Source organism: Streptomyces sp. AC602_WCS936, from assembly GCF_019049125.1.
Lineage (GTDB): Bacteria > Actinomycetota > Actinomycetes > Streptomycetales > Streptomycetaceae > Streptomyces.
Genome location: NZ_JAGMUF010000024.1, coordinates 32,031 through 48,671 on the forward strand (window position 1 = coordinate 32,031; position 16,641 = coordinate 48,671).

At 69.9% G+C, this 16,641-nt stretch carries 15 protein-coding genes and 1 pseudogene; 9 read left to right on the plus strand and 7 right to left on the minus strand.

All coding sequences use genetic code 11. From position 1 onward, the window contains the following. Positions 1–40: 40 nt before the first annotated feature. Positions 41–1,651, minus strand: a complete 1,611-nt coding sequence (locus KUM03_RS11560) for an amidohydrolase family protein (RefSeq protein WP_217246947.1) — start codon at positions 1,649–1,651, stop codon at positions 41–43. A gap of 21 nt (positions 1,652–1,672) precedes the next feature. Beyond that, complete coding sequence (locus KUM03_RS11565) at positions 1,673–2,974, minus strand: amino acid deaminase (RefSeq protein WP_217246948.1); 1,302 nt, start codon at positions 2,972–2,974, stop codon at positions 1,673–1,675. A 147-nt stretch (positions 2,975–3,121) separates the two neighbouring features. Here KUM03_RS11565 and KUM03_RS11570 point away from each other — a divergent pair, with 147 nt between their 5' ends. The 6 genes from KUM03_RS11570 to KUM03_RS11595 all read left to right on the plus strand — a co-directional run bounded on the left by KUM03_RS11570 (position 3,122) and on the right by KUM03_RS11595 (position 9,026). Beyond that, positions 3,122–4,162: a sugar kinase gene (locus tag KUM03_RS11570; RefSeq protein ID WP_217246949.1), complete on the plus strand. Its 1,041-nt coding sequence runs from the start codon at positions 3,122–3,124 to the stop codon at positions 4,160–4,162. Beyond that, on the plus strand, positions 4,159–4,923 hold the full coding sequence (locus tag KUM03_RS11575; RefSeq protein WP_217246950.1) for an IclR family transcriptional regulator: 765 nt from the start codon (positions 4,159–4,161) through the stop codon (positions 4,921–4,923). The genes KUM03_RS11570 and KUM03_RS11575 overlap by 4 nt, the downstream gene beginning before the upstream one ends. Beyond that, positions 4,920–5,330, plus strand: a complete 411-nt coding sequence (locus KUM03_RS11580; RefSeq protein WP_073724669.1) for a RidA family protein — start codon at positions 4,920–4,922, stop codon at positions 5,328–5,330. Before KUM03_RS11575 ends, KUM03_RS11580 begins: the two co-directional genes overlap by 4 nt. Positions 5,331–5,463: 133 nt before the next feature. Continuing rightward, positions 5,464–6,951, plus strand: a complete 1,488-nt coding sequence (locus KUM03_RS11585; protein ID WP_217246951.1) for a GntP family permease — start codon at positions 5,464–5,466, stop codon at positions 6,949–6,951. A 75-nt stretch (positions 6,952–7,026) separates the two neighbouring features. Then, positions 7,027–7,617 carry a hypothetical protein gene (locus KUM03_RS11590; protein ID WP_217246952.1) on the plus strand — a complete coding sequence of 197 codons (591 nt, stop codon included), beginning with the start codon at positions 7,027–7,029 and terminating at the stop codon, positions 7,615–7,617. A gap of 80 nt (positions 7,618–7,697) precedes the next feature. Further along, positions 7,698–9,026 (plus strand): Nramp family divalent metal transporter, encoded by a 1,329-nt coding sequence (locus KUM03_RS11595; RefSeq protein WP_217246953.1) that lies wholly within the window; start codon positions 7,698–7,700, stop codon positions 9,024–9,026. Positions 9,027–9,050: 24 nt separating this feature from the next. On the opposite strand, the gene KUM03_RS11600 is transcribed toward KUM03_RS11595, so the two are convergent. The 4 genes from KUM03_RS11600 to KUM03_RS11615 form a co-directional block, all read right to left on the minus strand. Then, complete coding sequence (locus tag KUM03_RS11600) at positions 9,051–10,337, minus strand: hypothetical protein (protein ID WP_217246954.1); 1,287 nt, start codon at positions 10,335–10,337, stop codon at positions 9,051–9,053. 79 nt (positions 10,338–10,416) lie between these two features. After that, positions 10,417–10,926: a SigE family RNA polymerase sigma factor gene (locus KUM03_RS11605; RefSeq protein WP_217246955.1), complete on the minus strand. Its 510-nt coding sequence runs from the start codon at positions 10,924–10,926 to the stop codon at positions 10,417–10,419. Between the two features lie 86 nt (positions 10,927–11,012). After that, entirely contained in the window at positions 11,013–11,204 is a 192-nt protein-coding gene (locus KUM03_RS11610; RefSeq protein WP_217246956.1) for a hypothetical protein, read from the minus strand. 11 nt (positions 11,205–11,215) lie between these two features. Continuing rightward, positions 11,216–12,067, minus strand: a complete 852-nt coding sequence (locus KUM03_RS11615; RefSeq protein WP_217246957.1) for a helix-turn-helix transcriptional regulator — start codon at positions 12,065–12,067, stop codon at positions 11,216–11,218. 209 nt (positions 12,068–12,276) lie between these two features. Here KUM03_RS11615 and KUM03_RS11620 point away from each other — a divergent pair, with 209 nt between their 5' ends. From KUM03_RS11620 to KUM03_RS38230, 3 genes and pseudogenes are all read left to right on the plus strand, one after another. Continuing rightward, on the plus strand, positions 12,277–12,765 hold the full coding sequence (locus tag KUM03_RS11620) for an ATP-binding protein (RefSeq protein WP_217246958.1): 489 nt from the start codon (positions 12,277–12,279) through the stop codon (positions 12,763–12,765). Between the two features lie 121 nt (positions 12,766–12,886). Beyond that, the gene (locus KUM03_RS11625; RefSeq protein WP_217246959.1) at positions 12,887–13,198 is read left to right on the plus strand and encodes a hypothetical protein; all 312 of its coding nucleotides are present in this window, start codon (positions 12,887–12,889) and stop codon (positions 13,196–13,198) included. A 942-nt stretch (positions 13,199–14,140) separates the two neighbouring features. Then, positions 14,141–16,075: pseudogene (locus KUM03_RS38230) on the plus strand (DUF6531 domain-containing protein); the annotation flags it as partial. 468 nt (positions 16,076–16,543) lie between these two features. On the opposite strand, the gene KUM03_RS11630 reads toward KUM03_RS38230, so the two are convergent. Next, the coding region (locus KUM03_RS11630) for an integrase core domain-containing protein (RefSeq protein ID WP_217246962.1) at positions 16,544–16,641 on the minus strand (98 nt) is incomplete at its 5' end.

Genomic DNA, 16,641 nt, shown 5'->3' on the forward strand with positions numbered 1-16,641 from the left:
GGGTGCTTTGGGTGGGTTTCGTCACTCCGCGCGGGCTGCGCTACCGGGGAGTGCGCCGCACCGACCGCCCCGCCAGCACATCCGTGCGCCGCCCGTCCTCCATCACGAACCGCCCGTCGACCAGCACGTACGGGATGCCCGTCGGCAGCACGCGCGGGTTCTCGTACGTGCTGCCCGCCGCGACCGTCGCCGGGTCGAAGAGCACCAGGTCGGCCCGGTACCCCTCACGCACCAGCCCCCGGTCCGGCAGCCGCAGCCGGGCCGCCGCGCGGGAGGTGAGGTGCGCGACGCACTCCTCCAGTGACAGCACGCCCAGCTCGCGGACGTAGTGCCCGAGGTAGTGCGGGAAGGTGCCGTAGGCGCGCGGGTGCGGTTTGGCGCCCTGGAGGATGCCGTCCGAGCCGCCGGTGTGCACGCGGTGCCGCATGATCGCGCGGACGTTCTCCTCGTGGCCGACGTGCTGGAGGATGGTCGGCGCCAGCCGGTCGGCGAGCAGCAGGTGCCGGGCGACCGTCCAGGGACTCTCGCCGCGCAGCTGCGCCGACTCCAGGACCGTACGGCCGACGTACTCCGCCAGCGCCGGGTCGCCCGTGCCGGAGATCTCGATCGTCTCCCACTCCATGGGCACGCCGTGGGAGCCGTCGGAGCCGATCTCCTCCATGTGGTGGCGGATGCGCTCGGCGGTGTCGTCGTCCGCCAGCCGCTTCATGATCTGGTCCGGGCCGCCCTCGCTGGCCCAGCTCGGCAGCAGCGCCACGAGGGTCGTGCAGCCGGGGGTGTACGGGTACGTGTCGAGCGTGATGTCGGCGCCGGCGGCGAGCGCGCCGTCCAGCAGCGTCAGCAGCTCGGGCGCCTTGCCCTTGTTGACGCCGAAGTTCATGGTGGCGTGGGCGAGGTGGAGGGGGCAGTCCGCCTCCCGCGTCAGCTCCACCATCTCCTCGTACGCCTGGAGCGCACCGGCCCCGTACGAGCGGTGGTGCGGGCAGTAGTAGCCGCCGTACGACGCCACCACCCGGCACAGCTCGGTCAGCTCCGCGTCCTTCGCGTACATGCCCGGTGTGTACGTCAGCCCCGACGACATGCCGACCGCGCCCTGCTCCATGCCCTCGGCGACCAGCCGCCGCATGTGCTCCAGCTCGGCGTCGGTCGCCTCCCGGTCGTCCCAGCCGACCGCGAGGGCACGCACCGTGCCCTGCGGGATCAGGTAGGCGGCGTTCACGGCGATGCCCCGGTCGAGCCGGTCCAGGTACTCGCCGACCGACCGCCAGTCGAAGTCGACGTCGTCGCCGGGACCGTTCCACCCGGCGATCGCGCGGCGCACCTCGCCGAGGGTGCGGTCGTCGACCGGCGCGTACGACAGCCCGTCCTGGCCGATGACCTCCAGGGTGACGCCCTGCGCGGCCTTGGCGCTGTGGTCGGGGTCCCGCAGCAGCGCCAGGTCGCTGTGGGCGTGCATGTCGATGAAGCCGGGGGCCAGGACCAGGCCCTCGGCGTCCAGCTCGCGGCGTGCCTTGGGGCGCTGGCAGCCGGCGGCCGCCGCCTCCTTGACGATGGAGACGATCCGGCCGCCGTCGACCACGACGTCCGCGCGGTACGCGTCCGCGCCGGAGCCGTCGACGACGTCCGCGTCCCTGATGACCAGCTCTTCCATGTCCAGCTTCTCCCGGCTCCTCTAGAAGAACGTGCGGATGTAGTCGACGACCGTCCCGTCCGCCTCGGCGACCGGGATGAGCTGCCACTTGTCGAAGGACGTGCAGGGGTGCGACAGGCCGGTCCCGAGCCAGTCGCCCACCTCCAGCTCCGCGTCCGGGGTGGTGCGCAGCCAGGCGTGCTGGTCGGACAGGCCGGTCACCTCGATGCCGGTCGCCGGGCGCTCCGGGCCGCCGTCCGCGGGGCGCACGACCTGGGCGAAGGGCAGATGGAGGTCGTAGGCCGCGTCCCGCTTGCCCGCGTTGGTGAACGCCTGCTCGGGGGAGGGGCGGGAGACGACCTGGCTCCACAGGCGGAAGGCGGGCTCCAGGGCGCCCTCCTCGGGGACCCGGTTGAAGGGGGTCAGCTCGCGGTAGTGGCCGTCGTCGTGGGAGACGTACGCGCCCGAGCGCAGCAGCTTCAGCACCGGCAGGGACAGGTCGGGGACCTCGGCGAACACGTCGGCCACCGCGTCGAACCAGGCGCTGCCGCCCGCGCTCACCACGATGTCCTCGAGCCCGCCGAACCGCCCGGCCTTGTCGAAGTCGACGGCGAGCGCGACCAGCCGCCGCAGCCAGGCGTGCACCTTCTCGGGGTCGGCGTCCGGTACCTCGCCCTCGTACCCGGCGACACCGGCGAGCCGCAGCGTCCGCGCCCCGGCCACCGCGTCGGCGACCGCCGCGCACTCCGCCTCGGTGCGCACGCCGGTCCGCGCGCCCTCACCGGCGGCCAGCTCGACCACGACGTCCACCGGACGGGAGGCGCCCGCCTCCGTCAGCGCCGCGTCCATCAGCGCGACCCCGCGCACGGAGTCGACGTAGCAGACGAAGCGGAAGTCCGGGTCGGCGTCCAGCTCCGAGGAGATCCAGCGCAGGGCGGCGGCGTCGACCAGCTCGTTGGCCAGGAAGATCCGCTCGATGCCGAAGGCCCGCGCCACCCGTACCTGGTGCGGAACGGCGAGGGTGATGCCCCAGGCGCCGTGCTCGATCTGGCGGTGGAAGAGCTGCGGGGCCATGGAGGTCTTGCCGTGCGGCGCGAAGGCGAGGCCGTGCCGGGCGGAGTACGTCTCCATGAGCTTCAGGTTGTGCTCCAGGCGCTCGGCGGACAGGGCCAGCACGGGCGTGGTGAAGCCGCCGGTGAAGAGGTTGCGGCGCTGGCCGGCCAGCTCGGCGACGGTCAGACCGTACGCGTCCGGCGGGAGGCCCTTGAAGCGGTGGTCGACGTGCTCCTCGCCCAGCTTGGCGAGGGCTTCGCGGCCGTTGGCAGAGCCGGTGTCGAGGGCCATGGAGCCTCCCTGATCTGATGCGTACCAGGCGCGTTGCAACACCTGCAACGACCGTTGCGTATATCGCTTACTGCTGTCTAACATCTCGGCGAACGCGGGGTCAACGGAGCCGCCGCCCGCGAGACGCGACGAGGAGTCCCCACCATCGTGACCGCCACCGGACCCACCAGCACCGCCCCCGACGTCGTGGACGTCGTCGCGCTCGGCGAGTCCATGGTCACCTTCCTCCCCTCCCTACCCGGCCGCCTCGCCGACGTCCCCTCCTTCGACCGCGCCATCGGCGGCGCCGAGTCCAACGTGGCCTGCGTGCTCGCCGCCGCCGGACACACCGCCCGCTGGATCAGCCGCGTCGGCGCGGACGGCTTCGGCGACCACCTCGTCGAGGCGATCGGCGCCTACGGGGTCGACGTCTCCGCCGTGCGCCGCGACCCCGACCGTCCCACCGGCGTCTACTTCCGCACCGCCGGGGACCGCGCCACCGACGCCCACGAGGTCGCCTACTACCGCGCGGGCTCCGCCGCCTCCGCGATGTCCGTCCGCACCATGGACCTCGACGCGATCCGCTCCGGCCGCGTGCTCCACCTCTCCGGCATCACCCCCGCGCTCTCCGCCGACTGCCTCGACCTGATGCGCGAACTGACCGCCCGCCACCCCGGCCGCCCCCTCGTCTCCTTCGACGTCAACCACCGCCCCGGCCTCTGGCGCGGCGACACCGACGGCGCGCGGGTGCTGCTCGACCTGGCCCGGGGCGCCGACCTCGTCTTCGTCGGCGAGGACGAGGCCTGGGGACTGGGCGGCCCGGAAGCCGTGCGCGCCGCGCTGCCCGAACCCGAGCTGCTCGTCGTCAAGCAGGGCGCGAGCGGCGCCACCGCCTTCCACGGGCCGGAGGTCGTCTCTGTCCCCGCCCTCACCGTCGACGTCGTCGCCGCCGTCGGCGCGGGCGACGCCTTCGCCGCCGGGTTCCTCTCCGCCACCCTGCGCGACCTGCCCGTGCGCGAGCGCCTGCGCCACGGCCACCTGATGGCCGCCGCCGCCCTCACCGTCCCCGGCGACCTCGCCGCACCCCCGGCCCGAGGCCACGCCGACCGCCTGGCCGCCCTCGACGACGACGCGTGGGGGACACTTCGACTCGGCCCCGGCTGGACACAGGCCGACGCGAGGGCCGAGGAGGAGGTACGCACCCCATGAGCCAGACCGTCGACCGCGCGCTGAGCATCCTGCCGCTGCTCGCCGAGGGCCCCGCCGACCTGGGCCGGGTCGCCGACCGCCTCGGCGTCCACAAGTCCACGGCCCTGCGCCTGCTGCGCACCCTCCACGAACACGGCTTCGTCTACCGCCAGGAGGACCAGCGCTACCGCCTCGGCGCCCGCCTCATCGCCCTCGCCCAGGAGGCGATGGAGAACCTCGACGTCCGCGAGATCGCCCACCCCCACCTCGTACGCCTCAACGAGCAGTGCGGCCACACCGTCCACCTCGCCGTCCACGAGGACAACGAGGTCCTCTACATCGACAAGGTGGAGAGCCGCTACCCGGTCCGCATGTACTCGAGGATCGGCAAGCCCGTCGCCATAACCGTGGCGGCCGTGGCGAAACTGCTCCTCGCCGACCTCCCCGAGAACGAACGCCGAGCCGTCGTCGAGAAGCTCGACTACCCCCTGTACACGGCCCGTTCGACACCCAACGCCGACGGCTTCCTCACGGAGCTGGCCAAGGTGCGCGAACAGGGCTGGGCCACCGACCTCGGTGGCCACGAGGAGTCCATCAACTGCGTCGCCGCGCCCATCCGGGGCGCCGACGGCCGGGTGGTCGCCGCGATGTCGGTCTCCGCGCCGAACGTGGTCGTCACCGCCGACGAACTCCTCACCCTGCTCCCGCTGGTCCGCCGTACGGCGGACGCGATCAGCGGCGAGTACTCCGGCAGGACCCCAGTCAAGGAAGTCACCGCATGACCGACAAGATCGCTCTCACCCCCGCGACCCACACCGTCCCTCCGGCGAAGTTCAGCCACGGCGTCAAGAAGGGCAACATCCTCCAGGTCGCCGGCCAGGTCGGCTTCCTCCCTCACGAGGACGGCAAGGCCCCCACCCCGGCCGGCCCCACCCTGCGCGAGCAGACCCTCCAGACCCTCGCCAACGTCAAGGCGATCCTGGAGGAGGGCGGCGCCTCCTGGGACGACGTGATGATGCTCCGCGTCTACCTCACCGACGTGGACCACTTCGCGGAGATGAACGAGATCTACAACGCGTACTTCGAGGAGCAGGGCCTCACCCAGCCGCCCGCCGCCCGCACGACCGTCTACGTCGGTCTGCCCGCCGGCCTCCTCATCGAGATCGACGCGCTGGCCGTCCTGGGCTGACCCGCCCCCCCCGGCCGCACCTTCTTCTCTTCACCTGTCGCACGGCACGGCGCCCTCCCCCTTCGGAGCCCGGGCGCCGTGCCGCGCCCCGCCCTGCCCGAAAGCAGTATGTGTTTACCCAGAGGACCCCCGTATGTCCTTTCCATCCCTCCAGCTCGCCGCCTCCTCCGCCCCACAGACCCCACCGCACACCGGCGGCCTGCTCACCCTGATCGACGGCACGGCGGGCCTGCTCACCGTCGCCGCGATCGGCATCGCGCTCCTGCTCTTCCTGATCATCAAGGTCCGGCTGCAGCCCTTCGTCGCGCTGCTCGCCGTCTCCATAGCCGTCGGCCTGCTCGCCGGCCTGTCGGTCACCGAACTCTTCGGCACCGTCCAGAAGTCCGACGCCGTCTCCACCATCGAGTCCGGCATGGGCGGCATCCTCGGCCACGTCGCCATCATCATCGGCCTCGGCACCATGCTCGGCGCGATCCTCGAAGTCAGCGGCGGCGCCCAGGTCCTCGCCTCCCGCCTGCTGGGCCTCTTCGGCGAGAAGCGCGCCCCGCTCGCGATGGGCCTGACCGGCCTCATCTTCGGCATCCCGGTCTTCTTCGACGTCGGCATCTTCGTCCTCGCGCCGATCGTCTACGCCGCCGCCAAGCGCTCCGGCAAGTCGGTCCTGCTCTACTGCCTGCCGCTGCTGGCCGGCCTGTCGATGACCCACGCCTTCCTGCCGCCGCACCCCGGCCCGGTGGCCGCCGCCGGACTGCTGAAGGTGGACCTCGGCTGGGTCATCCTCATGGGCATCGTCTGCGGCATCCCCGCCGTGCTCGCCGCCTGGGCGTTCTCCGCCTGGATCGGCCGCCGCATCTTCGTGCCCGTGCCGCAGGACATGGTCGAGGCCGCCGACGAGGCCAAGCAGGCCGTCGTCGAGGAGCAGGCCAAGGCGGGCGTCGCACCGTCCGAGACCCCCGTCGCGCTCGGCACGGTCCTCGGCATCATCGGCACCCCGCTGGTCCTGATCCTCGCCGCGACCTTCTCCTCCATCGCCCTGGACGAGTCCACCCTCCGCTCGGTGATCGAGTTCTTCGGCAACCCGTTCGTGGCCCTGACCATCGCCCTGCTGCTCGCCTACTACCTGCTCGGCATCCGGCGCGGCTGGTCCCGCAAGTCCCTGGAGACCGTCTCGACGGCCTCGCTGAAGCCGGTCGGCAACATCCTGCTGGTGGTCGGCGCGGGCGGCGTCTTCGGTGCCGTCCTCAGCGCCAGCGGCGTCGCCCAGGCCCTCTCCGACACCTTCAACGACGTCGGCCTGCCGGTGATCGTCCTCTCCTACCTGATCTCCCTGGTGCTGCGGGTCGCGCAGGGCTCGGCGACGGTGGCCATCGTGACGACGGCGGGCATCGTGGCGCCGCTGCTCGCCGAGGGCGACCACTCGCAGGCGTTCGTCGCCCTGGTCATCATGGCCATCTCGGCGGGCTCCATCTTCGCCTCGCACGTCAACGACGGCGGCTTCTGGATGGTCGCCAAGTACTTCGGCATCAGCGAACGGGACACGCTCAAGACGTGGACCGTGCTGGAGAGCGTGCTGTCGGTCGCCGGGTTCGTGGTCGCGGCGGTGCTGAGCCTGTTCGTGTAGGGCGCGTGTAGTCGTCTGATAACGATGACGGGGCTGGCTGGGCCCGGCACAGGTTCGTCGACCATACTGCCCGCTGTGGAGCAGCGCAGAGGATCGACCAGCCAGCCCCTGGAAGGCGCCGGATTCGACCCGGCCTTCATCCCCGGGCTCACCGCGCCCGTGACCGGTGAGCCGGAGGACGCGAGACCGGCGAAGGAGACGACCGAGGAGAAGGCGGACGCCGAGACGTCCGACGCCGTGTCCGAGGCCGAGGACGTCCGCGAGCCGGAGGACACCGCCGAGCAGACGGACGAACCGGACGAGGACGAGGAGGCCCCCGACGGCCCCGTCTTCGAGGCCGCCGACCGCCGCGCCCGGATCGTCGCCGACCACAAGGGCGTACGTCTCGCCCTCGACGACCAGAACTGCGAGTTCCGTTGGGACGAGGTCGGCGCCGTCGAGACGGAGACGGGCCGCTTCGGCAAGCGGTTCACCGTCACGGTGCACACGCCGGACCGCCGCTGGTACCCGATCGAGATCGAGGCGACGTCCCGGAGCCGTTTCAAGGAGTGGGAGGCCGCCCTGGACGAAGTCCTGGACGCGTACTTCGAGGACGGCGAGGCGCAGGCCGAGGCGACCGAGGAACAGGCCACGGCCGAGGAGCAGGAGACGGCCGACGCGAAGTAGGGCCCGGGTCGGGCACCTTCGAGTGAAGATCCCCGCACGCCCTCTTGTCCCAGCGTCCACCATGGGCTTTCTTGGCCCGCATGGCGGACACCACGGGCAACACCAGTGACAAGGCCACGGGGACACCACACGGCCCCGACTCGGCACCCCGCAAATCCAGTTGGCGCTACATCGGCCCCGGCATCGTCGTCGCGGCGACCGGGGTCGGCGCCGGCGATCTCGTGGCCACCCTGATCGCGGGCAGCAACTTCGGCTACACCCTGCTGTGGGCGGCGGTCCTCGGCTGCCTGGTCAAGATCTCCCTGGCCGAGGCGGCGGGCCGCTGGCACCTCTCCACCGGCCGCACCCTCTTCGACGGCTGGGCGAGCCTGGGCAGCTGGACGACGTACTTCTTCGGGTTCTACGTCGTCATCTGGGGCTTCTCCTACGGCGCGGCTGCCATGTCGTCCACCGGCCTGCCCCTGCAAGCCCTCTTCCTCGGCGTGATGGACCTCGAATGGTGGGGCGTGGCCTGCGGCGTGGTCGGCCTGGTCTTCGTCTGGTTCAACAAGTACGCCGTCTTCGAGAAGGTCATGACGGTGCTGGTCGGCGTCATGTTCGTGGTGACGGTCTACCTGGCGATCCGGGTCGCCCCCAACCTGGGCGACGCCTTCGCCGGCCTCCTCCCCGTCATCCCCGACGGCGAGGACTCCGTCCTCAACACCCTCGGCCTGATCGGCGGCGTGGGCGGCACGATCACACTCGCCGCCTACGGCTACTGGGTCAACGCCAAGGGCTGGTCCAACGCCGGCTGGATGAAGGTCATGCGGTTGGACAACCGGGTCGCCTACATCACCACCGGCGTCTTCGTCGTCGCCATGCTCATCGTCGGCGCGGAGCTGCTGCACGCCGCGAACATCGCGCTCTCCGGCGGCGGCAAGGGCCTGGTGCAGCTCGGCGACATCCTGGAGGACGAGTACGGCACGGCGACGGCCAAGTTCTTCCTGATCGGCTTCTTCGCCACGTCCTTCACCTCGCTCATCGGCGTGTGGCACGGCGTGAGCCTGATGTTCGCGGACTTCGTGAGCCGGCTGCGGGACAAGCGGGCGGGCAAGGCCAGGGAGGTCGCCACCGGTGAGCACGAGCGCTCCTGGCCCTTCCGCGCCTACCTCCTGTGGCTGACCTTCCCGCCCATCTTCCTGCTCTTCCAGGGCGAACCCTTCCGCCTGGTCATCATCTACGGCGTCCTGGGCGCGGCCTTCATGCCCTTCCTGGCCCTGACCCTGGTCTGGCTCCTCAACTCCTCCCGCACACCCGCCGAGTGGCGCAACGGCTGGCTCAGCAACGGCATGCTCACGGTCGCGGGCCTGCTGTTCCTGGTGCTGTGCGTGAAGGAGATCTGGGACCAGCCGTGGGCGGACTTCTTCTGACCGTCGCCCGGACCACCGCCGTCCCTACCGAAGCTTGTCCCACTCCGGGCTGAGCGCCATCTCCCGCAGCTGATCGATGGTCAGCGCGGGAGTGGCACGGGACGGCTCGGCATGCGCGGCTCCGTTGTTGAAGGCGCTGATCACCACACGGAAGCCGTCCTTGCCGGGCCGCAGGGTGTCGGCGGTCCACATGAGCACTCCCGGGACACGGTCGTCCCCGATTCCCTGCCGGGTCTTGACCAGGGTCCCGTCGGGAAGCTCCTCCCCACCGCCGTAGAGCTGGCCGGCGACGTCGCCCATGCCGTACTGCACGTTCACCTGGACGAGGCTCTCACCCTGCCCGTCATCGACGACGACGTAGGTGAACTCGCTCTCCTGCCCGCCCTCCTTGACCACGTCCAGCCCCTCGGGGAGCAGCCCGACCAGTGTCTCGTTGGCGTCCCTGCCGGAGACGGGGGCAGGCGGCACGTCGGCGGACGGGACGCCCTTGGTGGGCTCGGCGGACTTCGGGTCCTCGGGAATCGCGTCGACCACCCCGCGCCACACCTCGGCCGTGACGACCTCCTTCAGCTGCTCGGCCGACAGCGGAGGCTCCGCACGGGAGACGGGCGCGCCCTTCTGCGCGGGCGCGTTCCACTCGCTCAGGCTGACGTGCTGCCCCTTGTCTGTGACCAGGTCGGCGGTCCAGAGCTTGGTGTCGACGCGCTTGTCGGGATACTCGTAGCCCTTGAACAGCCGCAGCAGCGAGCCGTCGGGCAGGCGGGTGGAGGAGCAGGAGTCATGCGGGACGAATGTCTCGTCGGGACACTCCATCAGCTGGCGGACCTGCGAACTGCCCGGCTCCACCCGGTAGAACCCCATGCTGATCGCGGCGGCTCCCTCCCCGTCGTCGTACACGACATACGCGTACGGCGAAGGCTGGTCGGCCGACCCCCGGGCGTCCTCCTGGCTGAACTCACCGTCGGGGAGCAGCTCCTTGAGCTGGCCGAGGATGGTGTCGCCGGAGACGGGAGGCGGAGCGGGCGCCGTTGACGAGGCTGAGGGCTGCGAGGTGGCCCCGGCGGTCGCGGCGGAGACGTTCCGTCCGTCGGAGTTCCCCTGCGGCAGCAGCATGGCTCCGCCCACCCCGACCAGCGCGACCCCGGCCACCCCGCCGAGCACCCCGGCCCGGCGCCGCGTCAGCGCCCGCCGCCCGCGGGCCCGCCCGCCGGTGACGAGGGCCGAACGGTCGGCGTGGAAACCCCCGCCGGTCTGGTGCAGAGCAGCGGAAAGCCGCTCCTCGAAGATTTCCTGGTCCTGGTTTTCGGGCATGGCGAACCACCCTTTCCGCATGGTGGGAGAAGTGAGAGCCGAAGTGGGGGAGTGGGAGTGGGGAACGAGGGCGGGAACGTCAGGATCTGGCGTACTCCGCGAGATCCTCGCCGAGCAGTTCACGCAGCCGGCCCAGCGCACGGGAACACCGGGTCCGCACGGCCGCCGAGCTGACGTTCATGACGTCGGCGGTCTCCTCGATCGACCGGTCCTCCCAGTACCGCAGGACGACGACGGCCCGGTCCTTGGCGGGCAGCCGCGCCAGCGCGTCCAGCAGCGTCAGCCGCAGCGAGGCGTCGCCGTCCCCGGCGCCGGGCAGGTCCGGGAACACGTCCGTGGCCCGCTCCCGGCTGCTGCGCCGCCGCTGGTGGGCGAGGAAGGCCCGGGTGAGCACGGTCTGCGCGTACCCGGCGGGGTTCTCGACGCGGGACACGCGTCCCCAGCGCACGTACAGCCGCCCGAAGGTCTCCTGGACGAGATCCTCGGCCAGGTGCGTGTCCCCGGCGGTGAGCAGGCAGGCGGACCGGTACAGGTGTCCGGCCCGCGCCACCGCGAACTCGGCGTACTCGTCCGCCCGCGCCTGTCTCATGTCCGCGTTCCCCCGCCTTCACCGCTGTCGTGTACTGCCTTCACCTCACTGATGCGGTGGGCCCCGGGAAATGTTTCATATGAACTTCACAGGAGGTGGTCGGCCTTGCCCGCCTTGATGTCGAGGATCATGCGGCGCAGGGCGTCCCGGCTGTCGGTGAGGGGGGTGTCCTCCTCGCCGGCTATGGCGATGTAGGCGTTGCCGGTGGTGTCGGTGCCGAGGCGGAAGCAACTGGCTCCCTCTCCGCAGAAGGGCTCTTCCCAGGTGATGCCGTCCATCGTGCGTCTCCTCACAGGCCGTTGGCGATGTCCCGGATGAAGTCGCGGGACGCCTGTGGCGACAGGGCGATGCGCTCCATCCAGTCCAGGTGCGTACGGTACTTCGCGAGCTGGGAGTCACCGCTGAGGAAATCCGGCCCGTGGGTGCTGTCGATCTGCACGGTGTCCAGCTGCTGGACGGGCCCCTCCAGGTAGTTGAACGTCTGCCCGGAACCGGGAAACGCCCCGGCGGCGAAGGGAACGACCAGCAGCCGTACGGAGGGCCGCTCGGACACGGCCAGGAGATGTTCGAGCTGGGCGCGGGCGACCTTGGGCCCACCGAACTGCATCCGCACTGCGGCCTCGTGCACGACCGCGACGTACTCCGGCGGGCCCTCCTCTTCGAGAACCCTCTGCCGTTCGATGCGATACGCCAGCCGTAGGGCGACCTCGTGGTCGGGCAGCGGTGGCAGGACGGCCCTGAAGAGTTCGAGGGCGTGGTCACTGGTCTGCAGCAGCCCCGGGATGTGCGCGATGTGCACGGTCCGCATCCGGGTCGCCAGCGCCTCGAACTCGGCGATGTCGAGCAGCCCCGCGGACAGCGAACCTCGATACCGCTCCCACCAACCGCGCCCGCCGGGTCGGGCAAGGCTGACCAACGCCTCGACGTAAGTCTCGTCCCAGCAGTCGCAGTTGCACGCCAGGGTGCGCAGCCGTTCCGGGCTGATGGTGCGGATACCCGTCTCGATGTTCGAAATCTTGGCCCGGTCGAGTCCGAGCAGCCCGGCGGCTTGGTCGGCCGTTATGCCCGACGCGGTCCGCATCTTCCGCAGTTCGGCGCCCAGACGCCGCTGGCGCTCGGTCGGTGTCGTCCTCGGAGGCATGCCCTTCCTTCCCTGCGATCCGGCAGCAGTCTGCCGCCCTCGGAGGCGCGCGCACCACGATCGGGGTCACTTTCCTCGATGAGGTGGCAATTGAACCATCCACGTCTCTACATTCAGTGACGCACCGAGTACGTACCGGCGTCGGAAGTGCATCGCGGAGGCCTGCCCGCGCGACGGAGCCACCGACCGCCCCTGCCAAAGGAGTCGCCATGCCCCCGTCCCGCTGCCCCGTCGCCCCCGCCTACCCGGCGGACCCGACACCCCCCATCCCCGAAACCCTGGCCTACAGCTTCACCCTCCCCGCCGCCCTGTCCAGCCCCGCCCTGGCAAGGGCAACGGCACGCCACGTCCTCCAGGCGCACGGCCTGACGGACATGCTGGACCCGGCACTGCAAGCGATCAGCGAACTCACCGCCGTCGCCAGCCAGTTCACGGAGTCGCCGGACTACTACCTCACCCTCCGCTACCGCTTCTCCACCCTCCGGGTCATCGCCTACGACAGCCACCCCCGCCACACCAGCCCCCACCTCGCCACCGCCTGCGACACCCGCCGCCGCGCCGCCCTCCGCCTCCTGGCCTGCGTCTGCCGCGCCTGCGACGGCACGTGGGGCTTCGGCGAGGCGAGGGAGCCCGGCGGCGGCACGCGCATGTGGGCGACCCTGCCGAGGGCGAGCGCGGCGGCGTACGGCGCGCCCTGACGGCGTACGTCACAGTCGATCTTTACTCGCCCTTGGCGCCACCCATACCTCCCGCATAACCGCCCTCACTACGGTCGTGAGGTTGGCATGTGCACAGGGTTAATCACGGGGGAGGGGCCGCATGGCGGACCTGGCGAAAGAGGCTGCGTCGCTGCACAAGGCGGCAAAGGGACTGCGCGCGGTGGGTCAGCACACGGCGAAGCCATTGCAAGAGTTCGAGTCGGCCTCGCACGACTTGTCGGCCCTGGGGGCCCTGGGCGCCCTTCTCGGTGCGAAGGGCGACATCGAGGAGGGCATGACCACGCTCGCGAAGCTGGCCAGGCAGTTGGACGACGAGTGGGAGACCGAAGCGAAGTTCATGGGCGACGTCTCTGACGCGTTCGACCTGCTGGACGTGCTGTTGACGGCCGCGGCCCGCGCCGAGAAGGGCTGAGCGGGAGTGGTCGATCTCAACCCACTGCACTACATCAACAAGTTCAACCACATGTTCGGTGACACGGTCGCCGACGGACTGGAGTTCCTGGGCATCACCGACCCGGCGGTGGACCCGGACGGCATCCGGGAGATCGCCAAGAAGTGGCGCGCCCTGGCCACGGGCCTGGACGAGGCAGCCGAGGCGGCGCGCAAGGCACTGACGGACGTGGAGTGGGAGGGCAAGTCCGCCAAGGCCCTTCACAAACGGGCCAAGTCGGCCCGTCAGCAGGCCACCGAGATGGCCGACTCTCTCAGGGAGGGCGCGAAGGCGCTGGACGACTTCGCGGACAAGGCGCACGAGCTGCTCTCGGAGATCGGCGTCATCCTGGTGGAGATCGCCGAGTTGGAGCTGGCGGGGCTCGCCCTGTCCGTGCTGACCGGCGGCACGTCGGCCGTCGTCTCCACGCTGATGGCCGGCTCGCGCGCGGCGAAGGTGGTCGCACTGGTCGCCCGGATCGAGCAGGAGGGCACCGTCCTGGCGTCCGCGATCCGCGGGGTGATGGAGGTCATCAGAGCGGTGGAGCGGGCGCTGAAGGCGCTGAAGGAGATCCGCGGCGTCGCGGCGGCCGGGAAGATGGCGAAGGAGGGCATGAAGTTCTCCGCCTTCGACACCCTGCTGCGCGATCCTGAGGCCTTCAAGGACCCCGACAAACTCGCCGTCATCCTCACCGAGGGCGCACTCCTCGGGGTGGGCTTCGGCGCGCTGGGCAAGGCCCTCGGGAAAGGCCTGAAGGCTCTCAAACCTGCCGACCTGGCCAAGCTCAGCAAGGGCCTCAAGCTGAACTGCGCCTCGTTCGAGCGCCTGAGACTCAACCCGGGCTTCAATAAACTTCCTGCGTCGATCCGTAACGAGATCAAGAAGTTCGTCCGGGACCCGATTGACGTGGCCACCGGCGACATGATGCTGGCCCGCACTGATGTGTCGTTGCCGGGTGTCCTACCCCTGATCATGGAACGGACGCACCTCTCCTCCTACCGCTGGGGCGGCTGGTTCGGCCCGTCCTGGGCCTCGACGCTTGACCAGAGGCTGCAAGTGGATGACGAGGGCATCGTCTACGCGACGGCGGACGGGGCACGCATCTGTTTTCCGCGTCCTGAGCCGGAATCAAGTGACCCCGTCAGCGCGGTCACTCGTGGCTCCCGCCTGGCCCTTCTGTGGGACGACGAGATCGACGGCGCGCTCCGCATCACCGACGCCGACGCCAAACTGGCCTATGTCTTCCACAGCCCGGTGCCCGCAGCCGACGACATCGCTGTTGATCTCCCCCTACAGCACATTGAGGACCTCAACGGCAATCGCATCACCGTCGTCTACGCAGCAGGCGACGACATTCCGACAGCAGTGGTCCACTCCGGCGGTTATCACATCGCTGTCGACCACCACGCGTCCCTGCCTCGCATCACTGGCCTACGCCTGCTCAACTCCAGTTGTCCGGACGAACCCGGCACGTCCTTGCTCCGCTTCACCTACGACGAGCAGGGCCATCTGGTCGAGGAAACCAACTCCTCCGATATGCCCATGCGCTACGCGTACGAAGCAGAAGGCCGCATCACGTCATGGACCGACCGCAACAACACCACGTACCGATACTCGTATGACGGCGAAGGGCGCGTCGTGGCCACCGACGGCACCGGTAACGCCCTGGCGTCAACTCTCATGTACGACGGTTCCAGTCGTATCACCCGTGTCACTGACTCCCTCGGCCACACACGCATTTACGAGCACAACGAAATGCTTCGGCTCATCCGCGAGACCGATCCGTTCGGCTACGTCACCGAGCAGGAATGGGACGAGGACCTGCGACTCGTCGCGGTAACCGACCCGCTCGGCCACACCACTCGGTACGAATACGACGGACTGGGCCGAACGGTGTCGGTCACCCGCCCGGACGGTGGGGAGGTCCGCGCCCTCTACAACGAGCTTGGATTGCCCACGACGATCTCCGACGTGGACGGATCCGAGTGGCAGCGGGCGTACGACGAGCGCGGCAACCTCATCACCGTCACAGATCCGTCCGGAGCCGTGACCCGGTCCCGTTACAACGAGTTCGGTCACCTCACGGCTGTCATTGACGCGCTCGGTCACACTGCCCGTGTTCGCTGCAACTCTGCTGGGCTGCCCGAGTGCGTCACAGATCCGCTCGGCAGGACGACGCAATACGGGCGGGATGTGTTCGGACGGCTTGTAGTCTTCACCGATCCTCTCGGCAACGAGACCCGCGTGCAATGGAACGTCGAGGGCAGACCGACACGGCGCACCGCCCCGGACGGCAACAGCGAGTCCTGGACGTATGACGGCGAGGGCAACTGCGTCAGTCACACCGACGCGATGGGGGCCGTGTCCCGCTTCGAGTACACCTACTTTGATCTGATGGCGGCCCGAACAGGTCCGGACGGCGTCCGGTACCAGTTCACCTACGACAGTGAACTGCGGGTCACGGCGGTCGCCAATCCGCAGGGTCTCACCTGGACGTACGCCTACGACTCAGCTGGATCCCTGGTCGCGGAGACTGACTTCGACGGTCGTACGCGTACCTACGCGTACGACGCGGCCGGTCGTCTCCGTTGCCGTACCGACGGCCTTGGCTGCACGGTGCAGTTCGAGCGCAACGAGCTGGGCCAGATCACCCGGAAGAACGCGATGGGGCAGGTCACGGCGTACGAATACCACGCCACAGGCCAACTGATGCGTGCCATCGGACCGGAGACGATCCTTTCCCGCACCTTGGACACCATGGGGCGCATTCGTGCGGAGACGGTAAACGGCCATACGGTGAAGTACACCTACGACGAATTGGGCCGATGCACGGGCCGCACCACGCCCCGTGGTGCCGTCACCCGTTGGACATACGACGCGGCAGGTAACCGTATCCAGATGGTGGCCTCGGGGCGTACCTTCGACTTCACCCACGACCCGGCCGGCCGCGAACTAGCATGCCAAATCGGTGCGACGCTCGCTCTGGCACACACCTACGACCGCCTGGGCCGCCTGACGGCGCAGTCAGTGACGACCGGAGGCGGTCACGTCGTCCAGAGTCGGGCATACACCTATCGTGCCGACGGTAATCTGATCGAGGTCGAAGACCAACTCTCCGGGACGCGCCGCTTCCACCTGGACGCGGCAGGCCGGGTAACCGCGGTGCAGGCGGCCCGTTGGTCGGAGACGTACGCCTACGACGCGGCCGGCAACCAGACTTTCGCATCCTGGCCGTCAGAGCACCCTGGCCATGACGCTGTCGGCGAGCGTACGTACCAGGGCACCTCCGTCACCCGCGCGGGCAATGTCCGGTACGAACACGACGCTCTAGGTGTGCTGATCGGACAGGTTGGTGACGCGGCTGGCTGGTGTTTGGCCGCCGATTCCGGTGTGGGGTCGGTGGTAGTTGTACCAGTCCAGCCAGC